At 32.3% G+C, this 12427-nt stretch carries 12 protein-coding genes and 1 riboswitch; of the genes, 3 read left to right on the plus strand and 9 right to left on the minus strand.

Going from position 1 to position 12427, the window contains the following annotated elements:
* Positions 1-199: 199 nt before the first annotated feature.
* Both CWS01_RS19580 and CWS01_RS23080 read left to right on the plus strand, forming a co-directional pair.
* Positions 200-1330: a CDP-glycerol glycerophosphotransferase family protein gene (locus CWS01_RS19580; RefSeq protein ID WP_268877089.1), complete on the plus strand. Its 1131-nt coding sequence runs from the start codon at positions 200-202 to the stop codon at positions 1328-1330.
* Between the two features lie 111 nt (positions 1331-1441).
* Complete coding sequence (locus CWS01_RS23080; RefSeq protein WP_101178892.1) at positions 1442-3316, plus strand: CDP-glycerol glycerophosphotransferase family protein; 1875 nt, start codon at positions 1442-1444, stop codon at positions 3314-3316.
* A 407-nt stretch (positions 3317-3723) separates the two neighbouring features.
* Here the strand turns inward: CWS01_RS23080 and gloA2 are convergent, their stop codons facing one another.
* From gloA2 to CWS01_RS19600, 3 genes are all read right to left on the minus strand, one after another.
* On the minus strand, positions 3724-4110 hold the full coding sequence (gene gloA2 / locus CWS01_RS19590; protein ID WP_101178893.1) for an SMU1112c/YaeR family gloxylase I-like metalloprotein: 387 nt from the start codon (positions 4108-4110) through the stop codon (positions 3724-3726).
* A 94-nt stretch (positions 4111-4204) separates the two neighbouring features.
* Positions 4205-5167 carry a UDP-glucose 4-epimerase GalE gene (galE, locus tag CWS01_RS19595; protein ID WP_101178894.1) on the minus strand — a complete coding sequence of 321 codons (963 nt, stop codon included), beginning with the start codon at positions 5165-5167 and terminating at the stop codon, positions 4205-4207.
* Between the two features lie 273 nt (positions 5168-5440).
* The gene (locus CWS01_RS19600) at positions 5441-6202 is read right to left on the minus strand and encodes a WecB/TagA/CpsF family glycosyltransferase (protein ID WP_157827705.1); all 762 of its coding nucleotides are present in this window, start codon (positions 6200-6202) and stop codon (positions 5441-5443) included.
* 193 nt (positions 6203-6395) lie between these two features.
* Positions 6396-6483: riboswitch (cyclic di-GMP riboswitch) on the plus strand.
* Positions 6484-6507: 24 nt separating this feature from the next.
* Between CWS01_RS19600 and CWS01_RS19605 the strand changes: the two genes are divergently transcribed.
* Positions 6508-6642 (plus strand): anti-repressor SinI family protein, encoded by a 135-nt coding sequence (locus CWS01_RS19605; RefSeq protein ID WP_328588937.1) that lies wholly within the window; start codon positions 6508-6510, stop codon positions 6640-6642.
* Positions 6643-7029: 387 nt separating this feature from the next.
* Here CWS01_RS19605 and CWS01_RS19610 read toward each other — a convergent pair whose 3' ends face one another.
* The 6 genes from CWS01_RS19610 to ssb form a co-directional block, all read right to left on the minus strand.
* Entirely contained in the window at positions 7030-8214 is a 1185-nt protein-coding gene (locus tag CWS01_RS19610) for an efflux RND transporter periplasmic adaptor subunit (protein ID WP_101178896.1), read from the minus strand.
* Between the two features lie 13 nt (positions 8215-8227).
* Positions 8228-8890: a hypothetical protein gene (locus tag CWS01_RS19615; protein ID WP_101178897.1), complete on the minus strand. Its 663-nt coding sequence runs from the start codon at positions 8888-8890 to the stop codon at positions 8228-8230.
* Between the two features lie 216 nt (positions 8891-9106).
* Positions 9107-10012, minus strand: a complete 906-nt coding sequence (locus tag CWS01_RS19620; protein WP_101178898.1) for an ABC transporter permease — start codon at positions 10010-10012, stop codon at positions 9107-9109.
* Entirely contained in the window at positions 10005-10883 is an 879-nt protein-coding gene (locus CWS01_RS19625; RefSeq protein ID WP_101178899.1) for an ABC transporter permease subunit, read from the minus strand. The genes CWS01_RS19620 and CWS01_RS19625 overlap by 8 nt, the downstream gene beginning before the upstream one ends.
* Before the next feature lie 852 nt (positions 10884-11735).
* Positions 11736-11888 (minus strand): hypothetical protein, encoded by a 153-nt coding sequence (locus CWS01_RS22540; protein ID WP_157827706.1) that lies wholly within the window; start codon positions 11886-11888, stop codon positions 11736-11738.
* 13 nt (positions 11889-11901) lie between these two features.
* Positions 11902-12243, minus strand: coding sequence for a single-stranded DNA-binding protein (ssb, locus tag CWS01_RS19630; protein WP_101178900.1), 342 nt, complete (start codon positions 12241-12243; stop codon positions 11902-11904).
* Between the last annotated feature and the right edge of the window lie 184 nt (positions 12244-12427).

Raw genomic sequence — 12427 nt, forward strand, 5'->3', positions numbered from 1 at the left:
CATTAATTGGTGAAGTCCAAACGGTTAGTTCTATTCAGACAATCATTGAAGCTTTTGAAAAAGATCTTACCTCTTCTTGGGGCAAAACCATTATGGAGTGGAAAATTTAATTACATGAAGAAACTCAATTAAGAAAGGTAGGGTATTTTTGAAATCAATAAAATTACTACCTACACTTTTTTCAAAATATATAATTAAGATGGCATACTCTATTTTTTGCTTATTTTTCAAAGTTGATGAAAAAAAGGTGACTTTTGCATCATCTCGTTCTAGAAAAATGGATGGCAACCTTTATTATGTTTGGAAAGAATTTAACAAAAGAGAACCAGAATATCAATATATTGAATCCTTTTATAAAATAGACAGTTCCATTAAAGGAAAATTCGCCTATTTCTTTCACATATTAAAGGATAGTTACCATTTAGCCACATCGAAATATTTTATTATCGATGATTATCACTTTTCTGTATATGTCATTCACCCTCGAAAAGGAACAGAAATTATTCAGCTTTGGCATGCATGCGGCGCTTTTAAAAAATTTGGCATGAGTACAATCGGCAAATCATTTGCTCCAAGCCAAGAGTATTTAGAGATAGTGAAAATACATTCCAATTATTCAAGAGTGTATGTTAGTTCTTCCGAAGTCATTCCCTTTTATGCAGAAGCATTTGATATGAATATGGAAAATATTTATCCCCTTGGTGTGCCGAGAACAGACTATTTTTTTGAATCTACGAATAAGGAAATTCTTTTGAAAAAGCTGACTGATTTATTTCCTGCAGCTGCAAACAAAAGATTGATTTTATACGCACCAACTTTTCGGGGAAAAAGCCATCAACAAGATGGCTTTATCTCCCCCATAGATTTTAAGCTTTTAAAAGCTTCTTTGACCAAAGATACCGTATGTCTTGTCCATCTGCATCCATATATGTCTTCTTCCTTTCAATTAGATGAAGCCGCAGCAGACTTTGTGATACATATTACAGAAGAATTTAATATCCAGGAAATGATGATATTGGCAGATGTGCTTATAACAGATTATTCATCGATTATTTTTGATTATAGCCTCCTAAATAAACCTGCTGCTTTTTTTGCACATGATTTGGCAGAATATATAGAGGAACGTGATTTTTATTATGATTATGAAGAATTTGTACCAGGACCAATTTTCACCACTTCAGAAGAATTAAGCAGATGGCTAGAATTGGCCGATTACGATCTTGCCAAAATAGCCGCTTTTCAAAAAAGATTTTTTGAATATACGGATGGAAAAGCTTCGGAACGAATTGTTTCCCATTTATTAAATAAAAATGTTCATAGCTCTTGTTAATAAGAAAAATTTTGATTTACATAAACACTAAATAATCAAATATCTTTAGAGCTTATTATAGTAATAAAAACTGAATTATTATCATGTGGATGAATTAAAGGAGATCAATTTATGTTAAAAAGGATTGTTCGAAAACTTAGAAAGCGGAAAACTTCTGCTTCAAGCAATGTCGTTAATAACGATGTAGAATACAGCATCGATAAACCTTTAGAAATTCAGAAAGACCGAATCATTATTAATAAGGAAAAACTTAACGAGTCTCTGCCTATTCTTAATGAATTAGCAGGAAAAATAGAAGAATATATTCCACATCGCAAAATAACGCATTTAACTTGGAATGGCCCTATTTTAGAGATAGAAGGCTATTTTTATCTTGAAAATATATCCATGCAAAATGAGGACCTAGTGAAGAAACGTTTAGTTTTAATTAGCTCCAATGGCTTAAAAGTTTCTATCCCTCTACAAGATGTATTAATAACTGATATTAATACATCTGATGAAATCAGCGAGCAATACAGTTGGGCTGGCTTTAAATCGAAAATTAATTTTGCTACCATCACATCCCATAATCGCCCACTGCCAGAGGAAAACTATCGATTATTTTTAGAATTAGATGTTCATGTACTTGGGGATAAAATATATAAAAAATCATTCCCACTAGGGAATATTGAGCATTTTCTAGATAATGGCTTTCACTCTGCAAAAATGGAATATTACACGGCACGTAAAGAAATGAAGTATAATTTACTTGCAACTTATGATCTTCCATTAAAAACGTTAAAAATTACATCTTCTAAGCTAAAGGATATGGATCCTACTGTAATGGGGCTCGATGCAGATGAAAAACAGAGAGGAGTCTTTTACCGTCTTGTCCATAAATATTGTTTCTCTCTAACCTATAAGTTATGTAAGATGCTTCCGTTAAAAGAGAAAAAAGTTATCTTCGCATCCGATAGCCGCAGTGAGATGAGTGGGAATTTCCAATTTGTATTTGATGAATTATTAAAAAGAAATCTAGATTATGATTATCATCTATTGCTGAAAAAAGGGGTAGACGAGAAAAAAAGCTATAAAGAAATATTTACCTTAGCCTATCACTTAGCCACAGCTAAATATATTATATTAGATGATTTTTATCCAATGATTTATCCTTTAAAAATAAGACCTGGAGCAGAGCTGATTCAATTATGGCATGCTGTTGGGGCATTCAAAACATTTGGATTCAGTCGCTTAGGCCGTCCAGGAGGGCCTTCACCAAAATCCAAAAATCATCGCAACTATACAAAAGCAATTGTAAGCTCTCATAATGTAGCAAAACATTATGCAGAAGGATTTGGAATCGATGTAGATAAAGTAGTTCCAACAGGCATTCCTAGAACAGATGTATTTTTTGATAAAGAGTATCAAGAGAATGTTCGAGCAAATCTTTATGAAGAATATCCTTTCTTAAAAGGAAAAAAAATCATTATGTTTGCACCAACTTTCCGTGGAAATGGCCAACAATCTGCCCATTATCCAATGGAAGTATTAAACTTAGAAAAACTTTATCATGAGCTGAAAGATGAATATGTTTTCTTATTCAAAATCCATCCTTTTGTAAAAAATGAATTTAGCATACCATACCAATATAGTGATTTCTACTATGATTTCTCTTCTTACCGGGAAATCAATGACTTGTTATTTATTACAGACATCTTAATTACAGACTACTCTTCAGTATGTTTTGAATATGCGTTATTAAATAAACCAATGATTTTCTTTGCATTTGATGTAGAAGAATATGTTCGTACACGAGATTTCTATTACGATTACCATTCTTTTATTCCAGGTCCTTTAGCAAAAACAACAGAACAAATGATAGATATTATCCAAAAAGAAGACTTTAAAATGGAAAAAATCGAACCATTTGTCGATTATTTCTTCGAAGATCTGGATGGCAAGTCAACAGAACGTGTAGTAGACCAATTAATTATTAATAATATTTAAAAAAAGTGCTGTATTTCTTCGTTAATAGGAAGAAATACAGCTCCTTTTTTTACTTATTTCCCCTAATTCCCTCTATATTAGAGGGGAATTATCTCTTCTCCGACATTTCTCGGGAAATATTCTGTCATGTTTTGTTGATATTTTTGTGGTTTTTTCTTATTCAAAATGCGGTATAAGTTAAATACATCCACTTTTTTAAGAAACTAAAATTTTCTATGCACAATATTCTTTAACAGAACCAAATAAAAAGATAGAAAGGATGAAGAATAAAATGAAAATTAAAGCTGGAAGCTGGAGATTATTAAGTTCTCAAGATAAACAATTTATTCTGCAAACAGTCAGTAGTTTATCACAATATAAAGGAAAAACAAACTGAATTACCTACGCCTATTTCTGTTTTAAAACTTTTATATCTCATAAATTTCAATAGGCAAACCATCTGGGTCAGCGAAAAAAGTGAATTTCTTATTTGTATATGGATCGATCCGAATCGGCTCTACCTCTATATGATGTTCATTTAAATATTCAACTGTTTCCTTGACACTTTCTACCTCAAAAGCTATATGACGCAGGCCTGCCGCCTCTGGATAACTCGGCCTTTCTTTTGGATTAGGAAATGAAAAAAGTTCAATTTGATAGGAACCATTTACTTGAAGGTCGAGTTTATAAGACTTTCTTTCTTCTCGATATACTTCTAATAACGGCAAAAAGCCTAAGATATCAACATAAAATGCTTTGGATTTTTCATAGTCGCTGCAAATAATAGCAATATGATGTATTCTAGTTATTTTCATTAGATTATTCCCTTCCTTTATTGATTGTCATTCTTTTCTATTACTTTTTTAAAGTAAAAAACGAAGAAATACAGCGTATCTCTCCGTTTCACCTTTATTTTTTATGCCAATTCCATGCACTAGCAATAATCTTTTCTAAGTCACGCTCTGCTTTCCATCCTAGCTCTTCATAAATTTTATTAGAAGAAGCTATAAGCCTTGCAGGGTCGCCTGCACGTCTATCAGCATAAATAACATTTGCATTTTTTTCTGTAATTTTTTCACAAGTTTCAATTACTTCTTTAACAGAATATCCTACACCATTTCCTAAATTATATGTTTCTGCTTTTTTGCTGCCATCTAGCAGTGCTTCTAAGGCTTTAATATGAGCTCCTGCCAAATCTGTTACATGAATATAATCTCGGATACATGTCCCATCTTCTGTTGGATAATCTGTACCAAATACAGAAATAGCTTCGCGAGCTCCTAATAAGTGCTGCAATATAATTGGAATCAAATGTGTTTCTGGATCGTGGTTTTCTCCAATTTCACCAGATTCATGTGCACCAGCCGCATTAAAATAACGTAATACTACATAATTTAATCCATATGCTTGATGAAAGTCTGCAAGTATTTGCTCAATCATTAATTTTGATTTTCCATATGGATTAATTGGCGATGTTTTTGAACTTTCCGAAATCATTTCATCTTCTGGTATTCCATATGTAGCTGCCGTAGAAGAAAAAATAAAATTTTCCACCTTATGTTTTAGCATCATTTTTAATAATGTCAGCGTATTGGCCACATTATTTTCATAATACTTATATGGATCTTGAACAGATTCTCCAACCAAACTAAATGCCGCAAAATGCATAACTGCTTTTATTGGATATTTAGAAAAAATAGGCTCTAAATCTTCTTCTTTTCCTAAATCTCCTTTTACAAATATGGCACGAGAATCAATTGCTTCCTCATGTCCAGTTGTTAAATTATCTAAAACAACCACTTCTTCTTTTTCGACCAATTCTTTTACTAAATGACTTCCAATATACCCTGCTCCGCCTACTACTAAGATCATATTGCTGCTCCTTTACAAACTTACTATTTTTTGTAGCTTTATTTCCCTAATATTTGTATTTTAGCATAAAAACAAAAAGTTATAGCATTTTTATCCTTATTTAACGTAATGGACAATGGCCTCTACTGATTTAAGTTTTACTTTATAAAGGAATACCTCTTCTAATAACTAACTTCTATATTCAGCTATAAAGGTTAGCTGCATTCAAAAAAACAAGAAAGCTCACTATTTATACTTTCTTGTTTTTTATAGCAGCATCAATAGACATCATTATCATGCTTTTGCCTTTGTTTTACTTAACCTTTGTTTAAACATATAATAGAAAAATAGAAAATGGCCGACTAAATTACGCTTCCACAATCTTTTCGGTTCCTTTGCCATACGGTACAGCCATTCTAAACGGAGTTTTCTAAATATGCTTGGAGCACGATTAACCGTACCAGACGAAAAATCAATAAATGCTCCTACCGCCAGTGTAACCGTGCAGTTTAATTGACTACGATGTTCCGCAATCCACTTTTCCTGCAATGGCATGCCAAATCCAACTAATAATACATCTGTTTTACGCTGATTAATTGTATCTATTATGTCATTAGATTTAGTATGATCATAATAGCCATGATGCTCTCCAACAAATTCTAAGTGTTTATACTGTGACCCTAACCGATCTAATGCAGCTTTTGCAATTCCTGGTTTTGCCCCTAATAAAAAGATACGAAATTTTTGTTCTTTTATTTTGTTTAAACGATCAAACAAAGCTGGAATAAAATCAGTCCCATTCAGATTTTCTTTGAATTGAAATCCATAAATTTTCGCTCCAACTTCTACTCCAATACCGTCATTTAATAATAAATCACTATTATTTATTATCTTTTTATATTCCTTATCTTTTTGAGCGAGATTATAGCAATGATCATTTAAAAAAAAGACATCTGTTTTTTCTTTTTTTTGCAGCTTTTCTGAAACAGCTTGCAGGGCTTCTTGCTGGTTCACAACATTTACCCCTATATTTCCTAACCATCTTTTTTCTATCATAAAATAGTGTCTCCTATTAATCATTTATCTGTAGCTTACATTATATAAGAAAAGAACCCTTCCTACAATTCATCCCTTTTTTCCCGATGACATTGTTAGTTTTTGTCGAAACTTTAGTTACAGTCACTGTATTAATATAATAAATAACATGATAAAATTATATAAAAGTTCATGTAAAATTCATTCAAATTATCCAAGATAAAGGCAAACCATTTGAAAAGATGGGACGCAAAGCCTCAGATCTAAGGTAATTTTATTACTATGATGGCTGGGCCACCTTATACAATATAAGGAGGTTTATTACCTTGATAAATTTGTTTCCCACTGAACCAAATCCTATAGAGGAATTAGACTCAGAATGGCTGAACCTAATCTTAGAGGCAAAAGAATTAGGCCTAACCCCTACACAAATATATGAATTTTTGCAGACTAAAAAATAAACAATTATTTAAAAAAGATCGAATTTTCAAACTATTAATCATTGTAGAAAATAAAACCAGAGATGCTGTTATGATAAACAATAAATAAGGTGAAACTTCAATCAGTGGGGGTTTTCTTCATCCTCACTGATTGTTAGTTGAACCAATCAGGCTTTTATAGGCAGTTATCCCCCAGCTAGATTTCTCGTTTTCTCTTACCATTTTGAGATGGGGGTTTACTGCCCATTAATGCGTGATAAAATGATAACCAGCAGCGGCATATTTTAATAATGCCGCTGTCTTTTTTCTTTCTTTCACTCCTGCTTAACAGGCAGGAATACTCCCCCGGATAAAACCCGACTGGTTCCACTAACAGAACATGTTCCCCCTGATGATTAAAGTTTCACTTTATAAAAATCCTTTTAGCATATAACGAAACATATCTTTTTTCCTTCTATTTTCTATACTTATATGGGACCACTGCTTTACTTTTATAGGCGTTATAAAGGAAGTGCCGTACATTTTTTTGCTGACAGTAGGCAAAACAACGACTTCGTTCTCATCTAGACCTTCTTCTATTTGCTGGAATCTGCCAATTATTGTTCCTGCGTTCACTTCTTTTTTGTCCAATAGGCCCTTTTCAATCGTATAAACATACTGGCTATCCTTTTGTATCTTTACACTTTTATTAGGAACCGTAATAACATTCTCTATTTTTTCTGTAATAATTTCCATATCATAATGAGTGCCTGCTATTAACTCCTCTGATTGTTCATTTATAGTTATCGTAAATGGATAATAACTTTCACTATTTACTGCCGTTTTTCCTTTGGGGAGTGCAGATATGCTTGAAACTATCCCTGTTAATATCCTTTTATTTTGATCCTTTAAAGTTACTTCCATGCCTTCTGCCAGTTTATTTCTTTCCTTTTCCTTTAACAAGCCTTCTACCTTTTGATCACTTGAAACAATCGTAATAATTGGATTCTTTAAGTCTTCTTGAATAGATTCAACATATCCAGATATCGTGCTTAGTTCCGCTTCTTCTCCAAATTTTTCTTCATTTAATTGCATTAATGCCTGATTCTTCTCTAACATGGCAGTTGTTTTTGCCAGTTCTTGTTCTTTCTCCGCTATATCTTTTTCAATAGAAGTGGAAACAGCAACATTGCTGCTTTCCTCTGAATAAAGCAAATTCTGTTGTATACTGTATAATTGATCAATTTGTGCTTGCAGACTGCTCTCTTCTTTTTCTAAACGCTCCACTTCCAGTTGAAGGGCACTAGTTGTTTCTTGCAATTTATTATTTGTATAGGAAAGCAATGGGGTATCTTGCTCCACATATTCTCCCTTTTGCACTAAAAATCCAGCAAAATTGCCTTTTGTGCTATCATAATAAACAGCCTGCCTTTCTGCTGGAATACTAATTCCTTGTTTCTGCATGGTTTTGACTAAATCCCGTTCAGCTGCTTGCGTCCACGAAGAAACAAACGTAATCTGATCAAAACTCTGGTCTTTTTTCTGCAGCAGCATAATATTAGCACCAATAAATAGAACAACTACAAAAACCAGTAAAGATTTTCTCCACTTCATTCCCCGGCCCTCCTTATACTAAATTTTCTAAATGCCAATATGCCGTTAATGCAGAAATAATAAGAATAATAAGGTAAATCCCTAATACAACCATAATAATATAACGTCCACTTTTCCCCGATATGACAGTTAAATACTTATATTGAATGTAAATCATCCATATTTTAAACAGGCTGATTTCTGCCAAAAAATAGTGTATTATTTTTTTACTAGTGATTGTTTGCGCCATTATCCCTAGGGAAAAAATCGAGGATAACGGAGGAAGGCCAAAATATATTTGCATAGGAATAATCACTATCTTTTCAATTAAAAGTATGGTCATTGCTAAAACTTGTATATAAAGCAACTTATGGTAGTCAACATCTGAAAAAACGTAAAAATACAAGGATACTAAAAAAAGATGCAGCGAAAAAAACACCCATCCCCATATAACTTGTCCAGACGCAAAGAGCAACTTATTTAATTCAAAATCGCTTCTATCATACTCTATCAACTCTTTTGAAACCATTTCATTTCCTATACCCAACAAGGAGCTTATTGCAAAAACTATCGTTGCGATTAAAAACAGATAAATTATTTTTTTAAATAATCCAGTCATTTTTTCCGCTGTCTGCAGTTCATAAGAAACCGTATTTATCTCTTTTAATCCTCTTATAATTCGGGCATAAAAGTCCACCCTTAAACTCCTCCTTAATAGCTATCAATAATTTAAAGTCTTTTATTATCATATCAAAAATTCCCCGCTAAAGTTAAATATATTCTATAAATAGCATCGAAAAAAACTTTTTTAGGAAACACCATAAAGTGAAACTTCAATCAGTGGGGGTTTTACTGCCCGTTAATGCGTGATAAAAAAGCAAGAGTAATGGAAAACTCTTGCCTTCTTATCATCTTATAAATACATATTTTTTCTCCTCTTTTTCCTGCCTTGTTCTGTAAATCCTGCGGATAAAAGATACAATGACAGCAATAAAAGTAAATATGCTAGAAGGGGAAATATTACAATCCATTGGGAGTGGCTGAAAAAAGATCGAGCCTGTCCAATTAACCCAGACCATTCATGTGTGATAGATAGATAAATATTAAAATCAGGCTGAAAAATCGTTCCCCCAAAAAAAATATTAAAGATGCCTAATTGTCCAATAAGATGAAGTACTTGAATTGTTTCATTCATAAATAAAATGGATAAGTTCCCTTTTAATATTGGCAAAATGTGATTTTTCATGATATGCCATTTTGTTCCTCCCAATGTTTCTGAAGCCATCACATATAAACTTTGTTTTACTTCACTTGTTTTTGCATATATAACATCATGTACTCCAGCTATTCCTAATATAATCATTAAAAACGCTTGTATCAAAGCTAAAGTGATTGAAGATAAACTAGGATTTATCGTAACACCAATCATAATAAAATAAATAATCACAACAGGAGGAATACTATTAAATAGTGTAATTTTTTTCTTTTTCGGTGCAAACGGCCTACCATTTAACCCACGAATAATGCCAAATGTGCTTCCTACTATCGTTCTTATTGCTGCAACAATAAGAACCGTAAAAACTGTATATTTAGCGCCATACAGCAAAAGGGATAAAAGATCATAACCCCATTTATCTGTTCCAAAAGGATGCTCTTTAGACGGAGGAAGGGGCGGTACAACTAATGATTCACTATAACTTACTTTCACTTGATAATCTTTTGAATATGGAGCAAAATAGGAGCCAAAAAAGCCTATAAAAATAAAAAACGCTACTAAAATAAGACCTAACCACAATTTATAATTTACATTCTTATACATGCTCTATTATCCTTTCTACTAGACGGATAACGCCAGTAAATAATAAAAACATTATCATATAAAGAAGAAATAACCCAAATAAACAAAAGATGACTAAATTATATTGATAGCCAAATGTTATTTGTGTCAAAAACATCATGGCCGTCATTCCACGTATATTAAATAAATATTCCACAATAAATAAATTGCTTATCATAATAGAAAGAATCTTATGCAAATCTGCTTTGAAAAAAGGAGTCACATTTGTTGTTACATGATAAAGATAAATTTGTTTTCTATCTAGTCCTTTGGCAATGCCAGTAAGAATATAATCTTGAGTCAAAACATCTTTTGTTTCCTCATTTAACGTTTTTATTACATAAAAAAGAGGAATAATAATCAATGACAGCAAAGGCAATAATACAGCAGGATCATTACTGCTAAAGGAAGCGACCTTAACCGTCTTTATGCCGATTAATTGATACATAAACGTAACAAATAATTGCATCAATAAAATAAGAACAAAATCTGGGAAAATACCTAAAAAACTAATTACCTTATTTAAAAACCTTTCACTCCCCCGCCATAACCATATACCTAAAACAAATGCTAAAATTAAAACTACCAAACCTGCTACAGACAAATAAAAAAACGATCCGAAAAAATAACTTCCCATATCTGACAGAATAAATCTTGTCCGATCACCCTGTACATAATAAAAAGAATCTCCCGAAATTAGTCCAATAAGAAATTGTTTAATTACTGAAAAAAACATAAACGGCTTAAAGGAAACACTCTCGCCTGCTTGAAAAAAAGCATATGGAAATGCAGCTAATATAAAAATAAACAGAATACTTCCAATATGTATAATAAAACCTTTCAAATACCTCATCTCTCTAAAATCCTTTCCATTCTCTTTGGCCAAATAATTATTTTATAAAGTGAAACTTCAATCAGTGGGGGTTTTACTGCCCGTTAATGCGTGATGAATTAGCTGTTTTCGTAAACTTTGTTGCTTTTAAAAGAGTCGGTTAATTTCCGTTCTAGGACGCTCGCTTTCCATGGGGCGGGCGGTGAGCCTCCTCAGGCTGTGGCCTTGCGGGATTTCACCTGTCCCACTAATCCCACAGGAGTCTCGCACCTTTCACTCCAATCCACCTGTTTTAACCATGGATTTCATTGAAACTATCCGAAAAACAACAATCTTTTAGAAAACAGCCTATAAATTGAATAGTTGTCTCTCCTTTTTCACTCTTCTTTTATTTTTCCTATTCTAATATTCCAAAATATTCCTTATAGAATAATAGTATTTTAATTTACACTTACACTAAATTTCAGTGGATAAATACTTATTTTTAACAAAATAATGTTTGACTAAAATTTAATCATTTATTATCTCATTATAACAATAACATTAATTTTCAGTATTTTTAAGATATTTAATAAAAATACTTTATATTTTGTATTATCACTTGTTTTTTGGCTATTCTTTTATTAGTTTTGAAAGTAGCAATAGGGAAAGGACCCAATTAGCTGGTTATATATCTCCTAAAACAGAGAGACTTTATTTTTAGATTTGGTATGTGATCTATTGACACAATAAAAAAACAGCGCCTGCTTAGACGCTGTTAAAAAAGAGGTTAAAGAAGTAGTTATTTGATTTTCTATATTGAAGAATAATTGTTTAAATGATATTTAAACAGGAAGGATTTATCATAATCATATGAAATAATAGTTATGTGGGCTACAGGGAAGATAAATGTGGAAGTATTTCCGATAGGATAATTTGTTCTAACTGCGTTATTCTCGTTTGATGCTGCTCCATTCTTTCATTAGTTTTTCCTTGCATGGCTATTAATGCAGCAAGTAAATCACTGCTTTGGGCTGCGGTTTTCACTTTCACTCACTCCTTATGGAATAGTTTGCTGTAATTTTTTTGGTTCTAAAAATTTTACATATTCAGCAATTACTTCTGTGACATAAACCCTTTTCCCCTCTTGATTATCATAATGGCGGGTTTGAATTCTGCCCATTATGCCGATTAACGAACCTTTTCGGCAATAATGCACCGTGTTTTCTGCTGTTTTTTTCCAAAACGTGCATTGCACAAAATCAGCATCATATTCTCCCTCTTGATTTCGATAATTGCGGGTAACAGCCAGCGTTACATTTGTAACAGATGTTCCTTCTTGTGTTACTTTTAGCTCTGGATCACGAGTTAATCTTCCTACCAAAGTAACTTGATTAATCATTAGCAGCCTCCTTCCTTTCGCCGATTAACTACATCATACTAAAAAGATTCTCCTATGAAAAATAGCCAAAAATAAAAATTCGGTTTATTTTAAAGCGAATTTTTATTTTTGGCCTAAGTGAATTTTTAGCTTTTAACACATTTTTCCTTTATAAAATTACAAATTTTAGGGTATTTTTCCTTAT

This window comes from Niallia nealsonii, from assembly GCF_002835805.1.
GTDB lineage: Bacteria > Bacillota > Bacilli > Bacillales > Cytobacillaceae > Niallia > Niallia nealsonii.

Coding starts and splice junctions, on each gene's coding strand:
- CWS01_RS23080 (WP_101178892.1), top strand. CDS start 1,442: ATGTTAAAAAGGATTGTTCGAAAACTTAGAAAGCGGAAAACTTCTGCT.
- CWS01_RS19625 (WP_101178899.1), bottom strand. CDS start 10,883: ATGAGGTATTTGAAAGGTTTTATTATACATATTGGAAGTATTCTGTTT.
- CWS01_RS19620 (WP_101178898.1), bottom strand. CDS start 10,012: ATGTATAAGAATGTAAATTATAAATTGTGGTTAGGTCTTATTTTAGTA.
- galE (WP_101178894.1), bottom strand. CDS start 5,167: ATGATCTTAGTAGTAGGCGGAGCAGGGTATATTGGAAGTCATTTAGTA.
- gloA2 (WP_101178893.1), bottom strand. CDS start 4,110: ATGAAAATAACTAGAATACATCATATTGCTATTATTTGCAGCGACTAT.
- CWS01_RS19610 (WP_101178896.1), bottom strand. CDS start 8,214: ATGAAGTGGAGAAAATCTTTACTGGTTTTTGTAGTTGTTCTATTTATT.
- ssb (WP_101178900.1), bottom strand. CDS start 12,243: ATGATTAATCAAGTTACTTTGGTAGGAAGATTAACTCGTGATCCAGAG.
- CWS01_RS19600 (WP_157827705.1), bottom strand. CDS start 6,202: ATGATAGAAAAAAGATGGTTAGGAAATATAGGGGTAAATGTTGTGAAC.
- CWS01_RS19580 (WP_268877089.1), top strand. CDS start 200: ATGGCATACTCTATTTTTTGCTTATTTTTCAAAGTTGATGAAAAAAAG.